The organism is Acidiphilium sp. MT5 (assembly GCF_054767495.1).
In genome coordinates, this window is the sequence record NZ_BAABMR010000009.1 from 22,987 (window position 1) to 40,041 (window position 17,055).

Annotated in this window: 16 protein-coding genes; 10 read left to right on the plus strand and 6 right to left on the minus strand. The window is 62.0% G+C overall.

The genetic code is table 11. The features are described from left to right. The first annotated feature begins 15 nt into the window (after positions 1-15). On the plus strand, positions 16-1,662 hold the full coding sequence (locus tag ACYUCQ_RS10645) for an acyl-CoA dehydrogenase family protein (RefSeq protein WP_460254508.1): 1,647 nt from the start codon (positions 16-18) through the stop codon (positions 1,660-1,662). Positions 1,663-1,996: 334 nt separating this feature from the next. Here the strand turns inward: ACYUCQ_RS10645 and ACYUCQ_RS10650 are convergent, their stop codons facing one another. From ACYUCQ_RS10650 to ACYUCQ_RS10660, 3 genes are read right to left on the minus strand one after another with little or no spacing between them, the layout of a single operon-like run. After that, positions 1,997-3,898, minus strand: a complete 1,902-nt coding sequence (locus tag ACYUCQ_RS10650) for an alkyl/aryl-sulfatase (RefSeq protein ID WP_460254509.1) — start codon at positions 3,896-3,898, stop codon at positions 1,997-1,999. 16 nt (positions 3,899-3,914) lie between these two features. After that, entirely contained in the window at positions 3,915-5,243 is a 1,329-nt protein-coding gene (locus ACYUCQ_RS10655; RefSeq protein ID WP_460254510.1) for an MFS transporter, read from the minus strand. After that, complete coding sequence (locus ACYUCQ_RS10660) at positions 5,240-5,956, minus strand: TetR/AcrR family transcriptional regulator (protein ID WP_460254511.1); 717 nt, start codon at positions 5,954-5,956, stop codon at positions 5,240-5,242. Before ACYUCQ_RS10660 ends, ACYUCQ_RS10655 begins: the two co-directional genes overlap by 4 nt. A 161-nt stretch (positions 5,957-6,117) precedes the next feature. On the opposite strand from ACYUCQ_RS10660, the gene ACYUCQ_RS10665 reads away from it, so the two are divergent. The 9 genes from ACYUCQ_RS10665 (at position 6,118) to queG (ending at position 13,793) form a co-directional block, all read left to right on the plus strand. Continuing rightward, a complete protein-coding gene (locus tag ACYUCQ_RS10665) occupies positions 6,118-6,585 on the plus strand; it encodes a Fur family transcriptional regulator (protein ID WP_460254512.1) in 468 nt (155 codons plus the stop codon). Then, entirely contained in the window at positions 6,578-7,423 is an 846-nt protein-coding gene (locus ACYUCQ_RS10670) for a GNAT family N-acetyltransferase (RefSeq protein WP_460254641.1), read from the plus strand. The genes ACYUCQ_RS10665 and ACYUCQ_RS10670 overlap by 8 nt, the downstream gene beginning before the upstream one ends. Positions 7,424-7,516: 93 nt before the next feature. After that, a complete protein-coding gene (locus ACYUCQ_RS10675; RefSeq protein ID WP_460254513.1) occupies positions 7,517-8,029 on the plus strand; it encodes an SspB family protein in 513 nt (170 codons plus the stop codon). 40 nt (positions 8,030-8,069) lie between these two features. Continuing rightward, positions 8,070-9,716, plus strand: a complete 1,647-nt coding sequence (locus ACYUCQ_RS10680; protein WP_460254514.1) for a fumarate hydratase — start codon at positions 8,070-8,072, stop codon at positions 9,714-9,716. A 4-nt stretch (positions 9,717-9,720) separates the two neighbouring features. Continuing rightward, a complete protein-coding gene (locus ACYUCQ_RS10685; RefSeq protein WP_460254515.1) occupies positions 9,721-10,116 on the plus strand; it encodes a VOC family protein in 396 nt (131 codons plus the stop codon). Positions 10,117-10,123: 7 nt separating this feature from the next. Beyond that, the gene (queA, locus tag ACYUCQ_RS10690; RefSeq protein WP_460254642.1) at positions 10,124-11,161 is read left to right on the plus strand and encodes a tRNA preQ1(34) S-adenosylmethionine ribosyltransferase-isomerase QueA; all 1,038 of its coding nucleotides are present in this window, start codon (positions 10,124-10,126) and stop codon (positions 11,159-11,161) included. After that, positions 11,158-12,279, plus strand: a complete 1,122-nt coding sequence (gene tgt, locus ACYUCQ_RS10695) for a tRNA guanosine(34) transglycosylase Tgt (protein ID WP_460254516.1) — start codon at positions 11,158-11,160, stop codon at positions 12,277-12,279. The genes queA and tgt overlap by 4 nt, the downstream gene beginning before the upstream one ends. Next, positions 12,269-12,754, plus strand: a complete 486-nt coding sequence (gene queF / locus ACYUCQ_RS10700; protein WP_460254517.1) for a preQ(1) synthase — start codon at positions 12,269-12,271, stop codon at positions 12,752-12,754. Before tgt ends, queF begins: the two co-directional genes overlap by 11 nt. Further along, positions 12,738-13,793, plus strand: coding sequence for a tRNA epoxyqueuosine(34) reductase QueG (queG, locus tag ACYUCQ_RS10705; RefSeq protein ID WP_460254643.1), 1,056 nt, complete (start codon positions 12,738-12,740; stop codon positions 13,791-13,793). Before queF ends, queG begins: the two co-directional genes overlap by 17 nt. Before the next feature lie 193 nt (positions 13,794-13,986). Here the strand turns inward: queG and ACYUCQ_RS10710 are convergent, their stop codons facing one another. From ACYUCQ_RS10710 to rho, 3 genes are read right to left on the minus strand one after another with little or no spacing between them, the layout of a single operon-like run. Further along, the gene (locus ACYUCQ_RS10710) at positions 13,987-14,412 is read right to left on the minus strand and encodes a DUF4149 domain-containing protein (protein ID WP_460254518.1); all 426 of its coding nucleotides are present in this window, start codon (positions 14,410-14,412) and stop codon (positions 13,987-13,989) included. 3 nt (positions 14,413-14,415) lie between these two features. Next, positions 14,416-15,723, minus strand: coding sequence for an adenosylhomocysteinase (ahcY, locus tag ACYUCQ_RS10715; RefSeq protein ID WP_460254519.1), 1,308 nt, complete (start codon positions 15,721-15,723; stop codon positions 14,416-14,418). Positions 15,724-15,774: 51 nt separating this feature from the next. Beyond that, entirely contained in the window at positions 15,775-17,049 is a 1,275-nt protein-coding gene (gene rho, locus ACYUCQ_RS10720) for a transcription termination factor Rho (RefSeq protein WP_460254520.1), read from the minus strand. Between the last annotated feature and the right edge of the window lie 6 nt (positions 17,050-17,055).

Genomic DNA, 17,055 nt, shown 5'->3' on the forward strand with positions numbered 1-17,055 from the left:
GCGGAGGAGACGACAATGGATCACGCGAGCGGCGATGCGGCGGCCACCCATGAGGTGTTGAATCAGGTGGGCGAACCGCCCGATTTTAATGCCTATCGGCAGGATCAGGCGCTCAGCGAAGCGATAGAGGCGTTCGGCGCAGGGTGGGCGGCGCCGAAGCTTGCGGCCTGTGGCGCGCTGATCGGCAGTGGCGCGATGCGCCAACGGGCCTATGAGGCCAATCGCTACGGGCCGGAATTGCGCACCCATGACCGGTTCGGTCACCGGATTGACCAAGTATTGTTTCATCCCGCTTGGCATGAATTAATGACGCAAGCGCGGGCGAGCGAGACCCATGCGCTCGCTTGGACCAGCAACCAACAGGCCGGTCAGGTGGCCGCGCATGTAGCCCGGGCGGGGCTGGCTTATTTATGGGGTCAGGGCGAGCCGGGCGTGATGTGCCCGAGTGCGATGACCTTTGCCGCGCAGGGGGCGTTGGCGCATGCGCCCGACTTGCACGCACAATTCGGCGCCAAAATCTGGTCGAGCGCTTATGATCCGCGCCCGCTGCCGCCGGCGGAAAAAGCCGGGCTGGTGGTGGCGATGGCGATGACCGAAAAGCAAGGCGGCAGCGATTTGCGGCAGACCCAAACCATTGCGCGCCCGCTCGGCGGCGGGCGCTACGCGCTGACCGGGCATAAATGGTTTTTCTCGGTGCCGATTGCTGATTTGTTTCTCACCTTGGCGCGCACCGAGAGCGGGATTTCCTGCTTTTTGGCGCAAGGCTGGCGCGATGATGGCGCACGCAATGGCGTGCAGATCCAACGGCTCAAAGACAAAATGGGCAATCGCTCGAACGCGTCCTCAGAGGTTGAGTTTCGCGATTTGGAGGCGGTGATGGTCGGCGCTGAGGGGCGCGGGATCGCGACGATCATCGACATGGCGCATTTGACCCGGCTGGAATGCGCGATTGGTGCGGCGGCGCTGATGCGCCACGCGACCAGCCTTGCCTTGTTTCATGCCAGCCGACGCACCGCGTTTCAACGAAAATTGATCGATCAGCCAATGATGCAGGCGGTGCTGGCCGATATGGCGCTCGATAGCGAGGCGGCGCTCTGGCTTTCACTCCGCGCCGCCGCCGCCATTGACCAGGGCGAGGCGTTGGCGCGGGTGATTGTGCCGGTGGCCAAATATTTCATTTGCAAACGCGCACCGGGCTTGGTGGCGGAGGCGGTGGAATGCCATGGCGGCAACGGGTTTGTGGAGGAAAACCCAATTGCCCGGCTGTATCGCGAGGCACCACTCAACGGGCTGTGGGAAGGCTCGGGCAATGTGATGTGCCTCGATGTGATCCGCGCACTCACCCGCCAGCCCGAATCGGCGGCGGCGTTGCGTGCGGAATTGGTCGCCGCCACCGGGCTTGAGCCGGCGCTCGATGGTCTGCTCGGCGAGATTGAGGCGGCTTTGGCGGCACCAACCCATATTGAGCCGCAGGCACGCCGGGTGGTTGAGCAGATTGCCCTGGCCCTGAGCGTCGCGGTGCTGCGCGCCCATGCGCCTGAGCCGCTCGCTGGCTGGTTCTGCACGGCGCGGATTGCAACACCCGGGCTCGCTTATGGGGCGGCGCGCGGCATTGATGCGGGGGCGATGCTGGCGCGGGCGGCGGTGATTCGCACCGCCTGATGCGGGCGAATACCAATCTGGGCGGCTGATCACGGGGTTAGCACGGCGCGGTTAGCAAGGCGTGGTTAGCAAGGACTGCTTTTTTGAAAAAAAGCAGCAAAAAACTTTTGAAAACTAGATCAATATTGGTTTGAACTGAATCGACAGAGTCGAGCTAAACTAATGAAATTAATCGATAAACATAGGCATGAGCGTGATTGATGACAAGCAATCACGTTCCAGGGCAAGGGCATTTGCACCGGCACCGACCCCGATCAACAAAGTTTTTTTTGCTGCTTTTTTGTTCACAAAAAAGCAGAGTCTTGGCTTGCCGCCTGACCGCCGCATGCGGGCGTTAGGGCAGCACGATGCCAAATTGCGCGTCGGGCCGGTCGAACAAGGTGAAAAACTGCCGCAGGGCCGGGATGTCGCCGCTGATCTGGAGGGCGCTCGATTGGATTAGGCCGGGGAGATCGGCGGCTCCAGCGAACAAAGCGAGCAGAACGGCGCGGGTCAAGGTGAGGCTCGCTTGCGCTTGTGGTATTGCGTCCGCTGCCGCCAATTTTTGATGGTGCAGCACGCTGTTGGTGATCTGCATGGCGTGGGTTTCGCTGACATCGGTGAAATGCCAGAGCAAATCGAAGGCCAGCCCATCGGCGCGCGGCCCGTTCAGGGAGACGGCGAGCGTGTCAAGGATGGCGGCGACCGGCAGCATCGCGGCCATGCCGCCGGGGGCGGCGGCGCGGCCCATGGCCGGTTTTTGGATGGTGCGCAATTCCTGAGCGCCGGTCAGGTAAAAATTGCGCCAGGGGGCAGATTCCGCCTGATAGCCGAGCTGTTCCAGCGCATCGGCCTGCAAATGGCGCGCGGCTTGGTGGCTGGGATCGGCGAACACCAGATGGGTGAGCACCTCGGCGACGAAGCGATACTCACCGGCCTCATAGGCGGCGGTGGCTTTGGCCATCAGCGCGTCAGCGCCGCCGATGAAATCGACATAACGGCGTCCGGCCTCGGCGGGCGGCAGCGGATGCAAATGCGCGGGATGGCCATCGAACCAGCCGAGATAACGCTGATAGACCGCCTTCGCATTGTGCGCGACGGTGCCGTAATAATCGCGCAGGCTCCATTCGCGCGCGAGCGATGGCGGCAAGCGCAGCGCCTCCGCGATTTCGATGGGGGTGCAGCCTTGATTGGCCAGGCGCAGGGTTTGATCGTGGATATATTTATAGATATCGCGCTGGCCGGTGAGATAATGGCGCACCGACTCAGTGCCAAAGCGCGGCCAATGATGGCCGCCGAACAGCGTTTCGGTATCCGCGCCGAACCGGCGGATGGCTTGATCGAGCGCATGGCTCCAGGCCAGCGCATCGCGCACCTCGGCACCACGCAGCGTATAGAGATTATGCAGGCCAGCGCAGGCATTATCGGCGATGGCGAGTGCGCGGAATTGCGGCAGGAAAAACATCATCTCCGCCGGGGCTTCGGTTTCCGGGGCGAGTTGGAAGATGAAATCGACGCCATCGATGGTGGCGGTTTCGCCATCCTGCGCGATGATCCGGTTGGGCACCAGCAAACCGACGCGCCCGCCCGAGGTGGCCTTGCCCAAACCGGCATCGATGCTGCCTTGCGCATCGGCGGGGAGCAGCGCGCCATACATATAGGCCGCACGGCGGCGCATGGCATTGCCGGCGAGGATGTTTTCCGAGACCGCATAATGCAGGAATTCGGCGGGGGCGATGATCGGTAAATCAGCGATGGCATGGTCGCGCACCGCTTCGGAGCCGCCGAAATGATCGACATGGCTATGGGTGTAGATGAGTGCGGAAATGGGCCGGACGCCGCAATGAAGGTTGATCAGCGCAATCGCGGCTTCGGCGCATTCGCGCGAGATCAGCGTATCGACCACGATGCGCCCGGTTTGGCCTTCGATGAAGGTGATGTTGGACAAATCAAGCCCGCGCACCTGATGAATGCCGGGGCAGACCTCGAACAGCCCGCCAATGGCATTGAGCTGGGCTTGGCGCCATAGGCTGGGATTGACCGTGGGCGGGCATGGCGCATCACGCCCCTGCCCTGCGGTCAGCCGGGCGAAATCCCATACCGGGCGGGGTCCGGCACCCATGATCGGGGCGGGATCCAAGGGCGCGATCAGGCCGCGCTGCGCATCGATGAAGTCGCGATCATCTTCGGGCGGTAATTCTGCGCGCAGCGCCTGATGCGCCGCCAAGGTTGCAAGCGAGGCGGGTTTACGGTCCATGATGGCGCTCCCTTGATTAGTTTTGGACGATGGCGTTCAGCGTGGCGCGGCGCGCGCGGTAAGGCCCGCGCCCGAGCGCGAAGGCGATGGCGGCGACCAGCCCGGCGATGGGGGCCACCACCGCCATGGCGATGCCAAGATTGGAGTGGAGCAGCCCGGCCACGACCGCGACGCTGAGCGGCCCGAGGCCGAGGGCGATTAAATTCAGGATGGCGGTATAGACCGCCGTGACCCGGCCCAAAACCGCGCCGTGAATGATTTCCTGCAAAGCGCCGGGGGCGATGCCCCAGACGAAGCTGGTGAAAAAAATCACCGGCACCACGCCGGCGAAAGCGAGGCCCGCGCCGGGGGCAAAGCCAACCAGCATGGCGGCGGGGATGACGCCGAGCCCGGCGATGATGCCCACCAGAAATTTACCATCGCTGCGGCCCGCGCGCTCCAGCCGGTCCGCGAGCCAGCCGCCGAACACGGAGCCGATGGGGCCGATCACCAGCACCACCAACCCGAAGCGCAGGCCGATTTGCGTCACCGTCCAGCCATGGGTGCGGACGAAAAATGCTGGAAGCCAAGCGGTGGCGGCGTAGCTGGCAAAGGCAATGGCGGTAAAGCCGACCAGATGGACGACCAGCGCGCCGCCAGCCTCGGTGAAGCCGGTGAAAAAACCAAAGTCAGCACGATGCGGGGTGACGCGCACCGGCTCGCGCATCCAGAGTGCGACGATGGCGAGCAGAATGCCGGGAGCGGCAATCGCCAAGAACACGCTTTGCCACGCGGCGACCGTACCGATCAGCGGCAGGTGCAGATGATGGGCCGAGAAATAATGGAGCAAAATGCCACCGATGATCAATGCGGCAGCGCTGCCGACATAAATGCCCGAGGCAAATACGCCAAGCACGCGGCCGCGCTTTGTGGGCGGGAAATAATCGGCGATCATCGAGGTGGCGCCGGGCAGAATGGTGGCCTCCCCGGCACCGACGCCGATTCGCGCGGCCAAGAATGGCGCGAAGCCGGTGGCCAGCCCGCACAGGCCAGTCATCACGCTCCAGACCAGAATCCCGCCCGCGACGATTGTGCTCCGGCGCAGCCGGTCAATCGCCCAGGCAATCGGCAGGCCGAACCCGGCATAAAACAAGGCAAATGCCGTGCCTTGCAGCAAGCCCATTTGCACATCGGAGACGTGCAGATCATGCTCGATGGGCACCACCAGGAGCGAAATCACGGTGCGATCCGCGAAGGCGAGCAGATAGCCCAATGACAGGATCGTCGCGGCGAAATACGCGCCGCGCTGGGTGGCGCGCTGGGTGCCGCGTTGGGGGGGGTGCGGGATGGGTTGGGTTTGGCTCACGGTAAATCATCGACGTGGCGGTAGCCTTGGGCGGCGAAGCGCTCACGGGTGGCGGCGGAACAGGGGGCCGCGAGGCCGGCCTCGATCATATCGAGCAGATTGCCGAGGAAGCTTGGGAAATCGCCATCCGGGATCAGGCTTTGCTTGGGGATCACCCCGCGCTGCCAGTCTGACAGCGCGTGCACGGCGATGCGCACGCCAAACATCACCCGCTGATCGCGCACGATTTGCGGCAATTCCGGGCGCAGATCGCCATAGACCCGGCGCACCGTCAGCAAGCCCATCGTATAGCCGCGATCGGCGAAATAGCGGCCAAAATCAAATTCGTCATATTGATAGATGCGGGCGTGGAGCTGCACCCAATTCAGCCGGTCTTCGCGGGCCCGCACCGTATGGGCGAGGGGCAGCACAATCGCCTCGGTCAAAGCGCGCATCTGCGCCTCGCGCGGTGCGGCTTCGCAAATCGCCATCAGCTCGATCCGCTTGGCATCGACGGCGGGCATGCGGCGGTCGATCAGCGCTTCGAGCAGGCGCTCGCGGTTGGAGAAATGATAATGGAGGGCGGAGGCGTTGCGTTGACCGGCGGCCCGATTGATCTCGCGGAAGCTGACGGCGGCGATGCCATTGGCAATAAAGAGTTCTTCGGCGCTGTTCAGCAATTTCGTCTTAGTATCGATCCGCGCCGCCATGGGAAACTCCAAAAATTTGAGCATATACCGCTCAGAACTCTAATCTGGACTTATTAATTAAGCATTTTTTTGGCTTTGGCTAGACCATGGATCGGCCAAGTCAGATTAATTATGCCAGAAGCGTGCGCTGGGTTCGTTATGACCGGGTATGGACCCCATGGCCGAGATGGTTCACAAGCCCGGTGATGGAGAGCCGCATCGAGCGTCAATGCGTAGCCAATGGGCTGAAAATGACCCACCCTCGGCGGGTCATTGCGCAGGTATTGTCTGACGTGACCGATCATCCGGATGTCGATGAATTGCATCGTTTGGTGCAGGCGACCGATCCGCGCATTTCGCTGGCGACGGTGTATCGCACGGTGCGGCTGTTCGAGCAGGCGGGCATTTTGGAGCGGCGCAATCTGGGCAGCCGGCGGGCGCGCTATGAACCTTCGGGGGAGCGAGACCATTTTCATCTGGTGGATCGAGAGACCGGCACGGTCATTGAATTTGATGAACCGGAGACCGAGGCTTTGATGCGGCGGCTCGCGGCGCGGCATGGTTATGAGCTGATTTCGCTGAAAATCGAGCTGTTTGGTCGCCGGATCAAGCCCGAACCGCCAGGGGCTAAGCTTGGGGGCACCAAGCATGGGGGTCGAACCAACCATGCGTGACGCGATGGCCCCGGTGATCGAGTCGGCGGGGGCGCCGGAGGGTTTTGAGGAGTTGCGCTCGGGCAATTTGGGGGTGCGCCTCGCGCAATCCGCCGCCGATCTCGATGCGGTGCAAACGCTGCGCTACCGAGTTTTTTACCATGAGATGGGTGCCACACCGGACGCGGCGACCCAGCAATCCGGGCGCGATTCGGATCGGTTCGATGCCATCGCCGATCACTTAATGGTGATCGATCATGATTTGCCCGAAGGCGGCGTGGTGGGCACCTATCGGTTGATCCGTCAGGAAGCGGCGGCGCGGCTGGGGCAGTTTTACTCGGCAGATGAGTATGATTTATCGGCCTTGGAGCGATTCCCGGGCCGCAAGCTCGAATTGGGGCGGTCTTGCGTTGATGCGGCCTATCGCTCGCGCGCGGTGATGCAATTATTATGGCGCGGCATCGCGGCCTATGTGTTTCATCATCAGATTGATCTGATGTTTGGCTGCGCCAGCCTGCCCGGCACCGATTTGGACGCGTTGGCGGCGGATTTGACCTATTTGCATGAAAATCATCTGGCGCCGCCGGAAATCAGGCCACGGGCGCTGCCGTCTCGCTATGTCGATATGCGGCGGCTGGGCAAGGATGCGATCAATACGCGGCGGGTGCTCGGCGAGTTGCCGCCCTTGATCAAAGGGTATTTGCGCCTGGGCGGGTTTGTCGGTGACGGTGCTGTGATCGATGCGCAGTTCAACACCACCGATATCGCGGTGGTGGTGCAGACCGATCTGGTGACCGAGAAATATTACAAACATTACGAGCGCCAGGTGCGCCCTGAGGCCCCAACTGATCTGAGCTGAGCGTGGTTTGGAAGCGGGCGGCGGGGCGTCATCGTTTGGCTGCTCTGCGCGGCCACACTTGGCCGCAGGCGGCACTCGGGCTATGGGCAGCGCATGGAAGATGATGATGTGCCGATGGAAAGCCTGCTCCCCTATGATGCTTGGGCGAGTGAAGCGTTACGCGCCGTGGTGCTGACCGCGCTGGATCATGCCGCTCAGCATGGTCTGCCCGGGAACCATCATTTTTACGTGACGTTTCGCACCGATTATCCCGGCGTGACGGTGCCTGATCGGTTGCGCGAGCGCTACCCGACGGAAATGACGATTGTGCTGCAGCATCAATATCGCGATTTATGGGTCGATTTTGCGGCCAAGCGATTTTCGGTGACCCTGTCATTCGGCGGGATTCCCTCCACGCTGGAAATTCCGGTAGAGGCGGTGACCGGCTTTGCCGATCCGGAAGTGCAATTCGGGTTGCAATTTATCGTCACACCGCCCGCCATCGCGGCGTCCGAGCCGGAACCCCCCTCTGCGCCGGAGGTTGAGCCGAGCGAAGCGCCTGAAGCCGGTTCGGCCCCGGTGGTGAGCCTTGATGCGTTCCGGCGCCGAACGCCGCCAAAATCCTGATCCCACTCTCTGACCCGATTCCCAGACCAGAGGCGATGCGATGAATATGATCTCCCAATCCATCGAGGCGACACCCTATCAACCGCTCCTGCCGCTCGGCCCGGATCACACACCCTGGCGCAAGCTTGATCTCAGCGGGGTTTCGACCATCAGCGTCGAGGGCAAGCGCGTTGTCAAAATTGCGCCCGAAACCCTCTCCGCCCTCGCTTTTGAGGCGTTCCACGATGTCTCGCACCTGCTGCGGCCCAGCCATTTGCAGCAATTGCGGGCGATTTTGGATGATCCCGAAGCCTCGGAAAATGATCGCTATGTCGCGATGGCGTTTCTGAAAAACGCCAATATCGCCGCCGGCGGGATTTTGCCGATGTGCCAGGATACGGGCACCGCCATTGTGTTTGGCAAAAAGGGCCAGCGCATCTGGGTTGAAGGGGATGAAGAACGCGCTTTATCGCACGGGGTGATGCGCACCTATACCGAGACCAATTTGCGCTATTCGCAAATGGCCCCGCTCAGCCTGTATGACGAGGTGAATACCGGCACCAATCTGCCGGTGCAGTTTGATATTTATGCCGCACCGGGCGAGGCGCATGCCGAAGAGTTCGAGTTCATGTTCGTCGCCAAAGGCGGTGGATCGGCCAATAAATCCTTTCTCTACCAAGAAACCCGTGCTGTGCTGAACCCGGCGAAATTGCTCGCCTTCATCGAGGCCAAGGTGAAAACGCTCGGCACCTCGGCCTGCCCGCCTTACCATCTGGCCATCGTGATTGGCGGCACCTCGGCCGAAGCGACGATGAAGACGGTCAAGCTCGCCTCCACCCATTATCTCGATACGCTGCCCACCAGCGGCTCGCGCACCGGGCATGGGTTTCGCGATCTAGCGCTGGAGCAAGAGATTTTGGCGATGACCCGCAATTTGGGCATTGGCGCGCAGTTTGGCGGCAAATATTTCTGCCATGACGTGCGGGTGATCCGCCTGCCGCGCCATGGCGCGTCCTTGCCGATCGGCATTGGCGTGTCATGCTCGGCGGATCGGCAGATTAAAGCGAAAATCACCGCCGACGGGGTGTTTTTAGAGCGGCTGGAGCGCGATCCGGCGCGCTATCTGCCTGAGATCACCGACGATCATCTGGGCGGTCCGGTGGTGCGTATCGACCTCAACCAGCCGATGCCCGCGATTTTGGCGACACTCAGCCAGCATCCGATCAAAACCCGGGTCGCGCTGACCGGCACCATCATCGTCGCCCGCGACATCGCCCACGCCAAGCTGCAAGAGCGGCTCGATCGCGGCGAGGGTTTGCCCGATTATATCAAGAATCATCCGGTTTATTACGCAGGCCCGGCGAAAACCCCGCCCGGCATGCCCACCGGCAGCTTCGGGCCGACCACGGCGGGGCGGATGGATAGCTATGTCGCGGCGTTCCAAGCCGCCGGCGGCTCGATGATCATGCTCGCCAAAGGCAATCGCTCCAAGCAGGTGCGCGATGCGTGCAAAACCTATGGCGGGTTCTATCTTGGCTCCATCGGCGGTCCCGCTGCGGTGCTGGCCGAGCAAAATATCCGCCATGTCGAGCTGCTCGAATATCCGGAATTGGGCATGGAGGCGGTATGGAAAATTACCGTCGAGGATTTTCCCGCCTTCATCGTCATTGACGACAAAGGCAATGATTTCTTTGCGGATTTAGGCTGAAACAATGAAATTCACCATTGACCGGATCGATCACGTGGTTCTCACCTGCGCCAATATCGATGCGACCGCCGATTGGTATGAGCGCGTGCTCGGCATGGAGCGCGAAGAATTCGGCGCGGATCGGCGCATCGCGCTACGCTTTGGCGCGCAAAAGCTCAATTTGCACCAGGCCGGTTCGGAATTGGCACCGCACGCCGCCAAGCCGCAGCCCAGCGCGCTGGATATTTGCTTTATCACCGCCCTCGGCTCGGAAGATGTGGTCGCGCATTTGCGCAGCCAGCAGGTCGAGGTGGTTGAAGGCCCGGCGGTGAAAATGGGCGCGCTGGGTGCCATGCGCTCGGTCTATTGCCGCGATCCAGACGGTAACCTTGTCGAAATTTCCACCTATCTTGAGGATTAATTCGCCGTTGCTGCTGTCGGATTTCGATTACGCGCTACCGCCCGAGGCCATCGCGACCGAGCCAGCCCGCCCGCGTGATGCCGCGCGGTTGCTGCATGTCGGGCCCACCGCGTTAACCGATTGGCGGGTGCGCGATTTGCCAAACCTGCTGCGCCCCGGCGATTGTTTGGTGGTGAATGATACCAAAGTGATCCCCGCCCAGCTCACCGCCACAAGGGGCGATGCGACCATCGGGATCACGCTGGATCGGCCCCTCGCGGGCGGACTTTGGCGGGTGCTGCTGCGCAACGCACGGCGCGCGCGCCAGGGCGATAGTCTGACCATTCGTGGTGCGCCTGATTTCACCGCTGAAATCATCACGCCTGCGCATGATGGCAGCGCGGAGTTGCGCTTTAACCGCAGCGGTGCCGCGTTCGATGCCGCCCTCGCCGAGGCCGGTGCCTTGGCTCTGCCGCCTTATATCGCCCGGCCCAGCGGCCCGACGGCGCAAGATGCCAGCGATTACCAAACGATTTTCGCGGCCCGCGCCGGCGCCGTCGCGGCCCCGACGGCAGGGCTGCATTTTACCCCTGCCCTGCTCGATGCGCTCGCCGCACGCGGCATCGCCACGGCGCGGCTCACCTTGCATGTCGGTGCCGGAACGTTTCTGCCGGTGCGCGGCGAGCAGATCGATACCCATAAAATCCACGCCGAATACGGCGAAATCAGCAGCGCCACCGCCGATCAGATCAATGCCGCCCGTGCCGCCGGAGGGCGGGTGATTGCGGTCGGCACCACCTCGCTCCGCTTGCTCGAATCCGCCGTGACGCCGGAGCGGCAGATCAGACCATTCACCGGTGAGACCGATATTTTTCTGCATCCCGGCGTTGCCATGCAGGCCGCCGATCTGCTGCTGACCAATTTTCATCTGCCGCGCTCCACCTTGCTGATGCTGGTGGCCGGTTTCGCGGGGCTTGACCGCATCCGCGCGGCCTACGCCCACGCCATCGCCTCGGGCTACCGGTTTTACTCCTATGGCGATGCCTGCCTGTTAGAGCGCGCATGACCGTATTCGGCTTCTCGCTGCTCGCGACCGACGGCACCGCCCGGCGCGGGCAAATTCACACCGCCCACGGCACGGCGCAAACCCCGGCCTTCATGGCGGTGGGCACCGCCGGCACGGTGAAATCCCTCACCGCCGATGCGGTGCGCGCCACCGGCACCGAAATTGTGCTCGGCAATACCTACCATTTGATGCTGCGCCCCGGTGCCGCGCGCGTCGCCCGGCTGGGCGGTTTGCATAAATTGATGGATTGGCCTGGCATTATTCTGACCGATTCCGGCGGGTTTCAGGTGATGTCCCTCGCGGGTTTACGCAAACTCGATGAGACCGGCGTGACATTCCGCTCGCATCTCGATGGCGCGGCCCATCACCTCACGCCGGAATCATCCACCGCAATCCAGCATGATCTGGATGCCACCATCACCATGGCGTTCGATGAATGCACGCCCTTCCCCGCCACCCACGCCCAAGCCGCCACCTCGATGCGCCTATCGATGCGCTGGGCCGCCCGCTCGCGCGCGGCCTTCGTGCGCCGCCCCGGCTATGGGCAATTTGGCATCGTGCAGGGCAGCGTCTTTGACGATTTACGCCACGAATCGGCAACCAGCCTCCAGGCGCTCGATTTCGAGGGCTACGCCATTGGCGGCCTTGCCGTCGGCGAAGGCCAGGAAGCGATGTTCGCAACCCTCGATCACACCGTGCCGCATCTGCCCGCGCACAAGCCCCGCTATCTGATGGGTGTCGGCACGCCCGATGATCTGCTCGGCGCCATCGAACGCGGTGTCGATATGTTCGATTGCGTCATGCCCACCCGCGCCGGGCGCACCGCACGCGCCTACACCTCGCGCGGGGTGTTTAATTTGCGCAATGCCCGCTTCGCCGAGGATGACCGCCCGCTCGATCCTGGCTGCGCCTGCCTCGCCTGCACCCGCCATAGCCGGGCCTATTTGCATCATTTGTTCCGCTGTGGCGAAATTCTCGGGCCGGTGCTGCTCACCGCCCATAATCTGAGCTATTATCAATCGCTGATGCGCGCTTCGCGCGAGGCCATCGCCGATCAGCGTTTCACCGCCTATACGCGCACAACCCGCGCCGGATGGACCCAGACCGATGACCGATAACGCCACGCCACCCCCCGATGATCGCTACGCCAATCTCCAAGCGCTCGGCCAGCATTCCGCGATTCCCACCAGCCCCGAGGCCGCGATCCTTGAGCGGGTCAGCGCCCCCGCCGCCGGGCAAAATTACGTGATCCGCTTCACCGCACCCGAATTCACCTCACTCTGCCCGATCACCGGCCAACCCGATTTCGCCCATATCGTGCTCGATTACATTCCCGATTCCTGGATCGTCGAAAGCAAATCGCTCAAACTCTTTCTCACCGCCTTTCGCAATCACGGCGCCTTTCACGAAGCCTGCACCATGATGATCGCCAATCGTATCATCGAGGCCATCAGCCCGCGCTGGCTGCGCATCGGTGCTTATTGGTATCCGCGCGGCGGCATGCCCATCGATATTTTCTGGCAAACCGGCGCGCCACCCGCCGGCGTTTTCCTGCCCGATCAAGGGGCCGCACCCTATCGCGGCCGTGGCTGAACACCCGATCAAAGCGTTTCTCACCGAACGCGCTCGCAGCCTCGGCTTCGATGCCATCGGCTTTACGAAGGCCACGCTCAGCGCCACCGAACGCGACCGGCTCAATCACTTCCTCGCCCAAAACCATCACGGCAGCATGGGCTGGATGGCCAGCCGCGCCGCGCAACGCGCCAACCCGCAAACCCTCTGGCCCGAAGCCGTTAGCCTCATCTCCCTCGGCCTGTCCTACGCCCCCGCCGAACACCCACTCGCCACACTCAGCCTGCCCGATCGGGGCAATATCTCGGTCTATGCCCGCAATCGCGACTATCACGACATCATCAAAGGCAAACTCAAACATCTCGCCCAGGCCCTGATCGCCCGCGCCGGCGGCACCGTGAAAGTGTTCGTCGATACCGCGCCGGTCATGGAAAAACCGCTCGCCCAACAGGCCGGCCTCGGCTGGCAAGGCAAACATACCAACCTCGTATCGCGCACCCACGGCTCCTGGCTGCTGCTCGGTGAAATCATGACCACCCTTGCGCTCCCGCCCGATCCGCCACACGCCGATCGCTGCGGCTCCTGCACCGCCTGCCAAACCGCCTGCCCCACCAACGCCTTCCCCACGCCCTACACACTCGATGCCACACGCTGCATCGCCTACCTCACCATCGAACATCCCGGCCCCATCCCACACGCATTCCGCCACGCCATCGGTAATCGGATCTATGGCTGCGATGATTGCCTCGCCGTCTGCCCCTGGAATAAATTCGCAGCCACCGCCCAAACCCAAAAACTCGCCGCCCGCGCAGACCTGATCGCCCCAGACCTCGCGCACCTCGCCACCCTCGATGACGCCGCCTTCCGCACCCTGTTCGCCGGCTCGCCGATCAAACGCATCGGCCGCAACCGCCTCGCCCGCAATATCGCCATCGCCATCGGTAACGCCCAAAACCCCGCCCTCCAGCCCGCCGCCCAACAGCTCGCCAATGACGCCGACCCGATCGTCGCCGAAGCCGGCGCTTGGGCGTTGGCGCAAGGGGTGGACGGGAAAGGTTAAGGCCAAGGGGCGCTGCCCCTTGGAACCCCGGCAAAGGCTGAGCCTTTGCAATCCATTCGTTTTAGGGTTGGGGAGGGCGATCCCGGCACGGGCTGCGGAAGGGCCAATGCCGCGCCCTCCCCAACCCTAAAACGCTAAAGGGTTCTAAGGGCTCAGCCCTTAGCGGGTCCAGGGCAGAGCCCTGGCCTTGCCTTCACCCTTTCCCCCAGCCCCGCGCCAAGGCGACCAGCACGGCCAGCACGGCGAGCAACTGGGCGCCATTGAGCCAGACGGACAGCCGGTGGCCACGGGCGAAGGCGGTTTGGTTGCCGCTATCGCGCAGGCTGTTGAGGTGGGGCAACCAATCTTGCCAGAGCCAGAGGGTGAGCACCAGGACGAGGGCGAGGATCAGGGCGAATGGCAGGTTGCCGCGGAGCACGAGGCCGAGCGCGGCGATGGCGGCGGCGACGCTGACATACAGATAGTAGCGCGGGAAGGTGGCGCGAATGAACAGGCTAGCGGTTTCGGGGGGTAATTTGGTGAACACCAGCGGCGTCATGATGGTGCCGAAAAACACCATGCCGCCGAACAGGCAGCCGAGGCCGAGGAGGGCGATGATGGAGCCGCTGGTGTGCATCATGGATTAATAACGATATTCGTCGTGTTTGTAGGGGCCTGAGCCGGCGACGCCGATATATTCGGCTTGTTTGGGAGTTAGCGCGGTGAGTTTGGCGCCGACCTTGGCGAGATGCAGGGCCGCGACTTTTTCATCGAGATGTTTGGGCAGCACGTAGAGCTGATTTTTATATTTGCCTTGCGGTGCGGTCCAGAGTTCGATTTGGGCGAGCACTTGGTTGGTGAAGCTGGCGGACATCACGAAGCTGGGGTGGCCGGTGGCGTTGCCGAGATTGACCAGGCGCCCTTCGGACAGCACGATCAAGCGCTTGCCATCGGGGAATTCGACCTCATCGACTTGGGGTTTGACGTTATCCCAGCGATAATTGCGCAAAGCCTCGATTTGGATTTCGCTATCGAAATGGCCGATATTGCAGACGATGGCGCGATGTTTCATCGCGCGCATATGATCGGCGGTGATCACATCGATATTGCCGGTGGCGGTGACGAAAATATCGCCGCGCGGCGCAGCGTCATCCATGGTGACGACCTCGTAGCCTTCCATGGCGGCTTGCAGGGCGCAGATCGGGTCGATTTCGGTGACCAGCACGCGGCAGCCGGCATTGCGCAGGCTAGCGGCGGAGCCTTTGCCGACATCGCCAAAGCCGGCGACCACGGCGATTTTGCCGGCCATCATCACATCGGTGCCGCGACGAATGCCGTCCACCAGGGATTCGCGGCAGCCATAGAGATTATCGAATTTGGATTTGGTGACGCTGTCATTAACATTGATCGCCGGGCAGAGCAGCGAGCCGTCTTTGACCATGTCGCGCAAGCGATGGACGCCGGTGGTGGTTTCTTCGGAGATGCCGCGAATATCCTTCATCATGTCGGGATATTTATCGTGCATCAGCTTGGTCAGATCGCCGCCATCATCGAGGATCATGTTCGGCGTCCAGCCATCCGGCCCGCGCACGGTTTGTTCGATGCACCACATGAATTCGTCTTCGGTGAGGCCTTTCCAGGCAAACACCGGCACGCCTGCGGCGGCAACACCGGCGGCGGCGTGATCCTGGGTTGAGAAAATATTGCATGACGACCAACGCACGGTGGCACCGAGGGCGGTGAGGGTTTCGATCAGCACGGCAGTTTGGATGGTCATGTGCAAGCAGCCGGCGATGCGCGCCCCTTTCAGCGGCTGGCTTTTGCCGAACTCTTCGCGCAGGGCCATCAGGCCGGGCATTTCGGTCTCAGCCATGCTGATTTCTTTGCGACCCCATTCCGCCAGGGTGATGTCGCGCACTTTATAATCGGTCGGGCTATGGCGGTCGGGCATGGTCGTCCTTACGAGGTTGGATGCTTAGAGATAGGGAGGTTTTGCGAAAAATCAGGTGTTCATCGCGTCGAAAAAGTCATTATTGGTTTTGCTGTATTTGAGCTTATCGAGCAGGAATTCCATCGCCTCTGTCGGGCCCATCGGGTTGAGGATGCGGCGCAGCACCCACATTTTCGAGAGCGTGGCTTTTTCGACCAGCAATTCTTCTTTGCGGGTGCCCGATTTGGTGATGTCGATCGAGGGGAAGGTGCGCTTGTCGGAGAGTTTGCGGTCCAGGATCACTTCGGAATTGCCGGTGCCTTTGAACTCTTCGAAAATCACTTCATCCATGCGCGAGCCGGTATCGATCAGGGCGGTGGCGATGATGGTGAGGCTGCCGCCTTCTTCGATATTGCGGGCGGCACCAAAGAAGCGCTTCGGCTTTTGCAGGGCGTTGGCATCGACACCGCCGGTCAGCACCTTGCCCGATGAAGGGACGACGGTGTTGTACGCGCGGGCGAGGCGGGTGATGCTGTCAAGCAAAATAACCACGTCGCGCTTATGCTCAACCAGGCGTTTGGCTTTTTCCAGCACCATTTCCGTCACCTGCACGTGGCGCGTGGCCGGTTCATCGAAGGTGGAGGCGACGACTTCGCCTTTGACCGTGCGGGCCATGTCGGTCACTTCCTCGGGCCGTTCATCGATCAGCAGCACGATCAGGAAGGCGTCAGGATGGTTGGTGGAGATCGAGGTGGCAATGCTTTGCAGCATCACGGTTTTACCGGTGCGTGGCGGCGCCACGATCAAGGCGCGCTGGCCTTTGCCGATCGGCGCGATCAGATCGATCACCCGAGCGGTATTGTCCTTCTGAACGCCCTTGGCTGGCAAGGCGGCGGATTCGATTTCCATTTGCAGCCGCTCGGTTGGGTAGAGCGGGGTGAGATTGTCGAAATTGATCCGGTGGCGCACCGCGTCCGGCTCTTCGAAATTGATGGTTTCGAGCTTGAGCAGCGAGAAATAGCGTTCGCCTTCCTTGGGGGCGCGGATTTCGCCAGCCACGGTATCGCCGGTGCGCAGGCCATAGCGGCGTACTTGGGCGGGCGAGACGTAAATATCATCGGGGCCGGGCAGGTAATTGCTCTGCGGGCTGCGCAAAAAGCCGAATCCATCGGGCAGGATTTCGAGCGTGCCATCGCCATGGATCGCCTGGTCATTATCGGCGTAGGCTTTGAGGATCGCGAACATCATGTCCTGCTTGCGCAGCGATGAGGCGTTTTCGACTTGCAATTCCTCGGCCAGCGAGAGCAGGTCAGTGGGGGATTTTATTTTCAATTCAGCGAGATTCATCGGGTT

Excerpts from the sequence above, each read along its gene's own strand:
- ACYUCQ_RS10685 (WP_460254515.1), top strand. The coding sequence starts at position 9,721 with ATGAAATTCACCATTGACCGGATCGATCACGTGGTTCTCACCTGCGCC.
- ACYUCQ_RS10680 (WP_460254514.1), top strand. The coding sequence starts at position 8,070 with ATGAATATGATCTCCCAATCCATCGAGGCGACACCCTATCAACCGCTC.
- ACYUCQ_RS10665 (WP_460254512.1), top strand. The coding sequence starts at position 6,118 with ATGGAGAGCCGCATCGAGCGTCAATGCGTAGCCAATGGGCTGAAAATG.
- ACYUCQ_RS10670 (WP_460254641.1), top strand. The coding sequence starts at position 6,578 with ATGCGTGACGCGATGGCCCCGGTGATCGAGTCGGCGGGGGCGCCGGAG.
- ahcY (WP_460254519.1), bottom strand. The coding sequence starts at position 15,723 with ATGCCCGACCGCCATAGCCCGACCGATTATAAAGTGCGCGACATCACC.
- ACYUCQ_RS10645 (WP_460254508.1), top strand. The coding sequence starts at position 16 with ATGGATCACGCGAGCGGCGATGCGGCGGCCACCCATGAGGTGTTGAAT.
- ACYUCQ_RS10675 (WP_460254513.1), top strand. The coding sequence starts at position 7,517 with ATGGAAGATGATGATGTGCCGATGGAAAGCCTGCTCCCCTATGATGCT.
- ACYUCQ_RS10650 (WP_460254509.1), bottom strand. The coding sequence starts at position 3,898 with ATGGACCGTAAACCCGCCTCGCTTGCAACCTTGGCGGCGCATCAGGCG.
- tgt (WP_460254516.1), top strand. The coding sequence starts at position 11,158 with ATGACCGTATTCGGCTTCTCGCTGCTCGCGACCGACGGCACCGCCCGG.
- rho (WP_460254520.1), bottom strand. The coding sequence starts at position 17,049 with ATGAATCTCGCTGAATTGAAAATAAAATCCCCCACTGACCTGCTCTCG.
- ACYUCQ_RS10660 (WP_460254511.1), bottom strand. The coding sequence starts at position 5,956 with ATGCTCAAATTTTTGGAGTTTCCCATGGCGGCGCGGATCGATACTAAG.
- ACYUCQ_RS10710 (WP_460254518.1), bottom strand. The coding sequence starts at position 14,412 with ATGATGCACACCAGCGGCTCCATCATCGCCCTCCTCGGCCTCGGCTGC.
- queF (WP_460254517.1), top strand. The coding sequence starts at position 12,269 with ATGACCGATAACGCCACGCCACCCCCCGATGATCGCTACGCCAATCTC.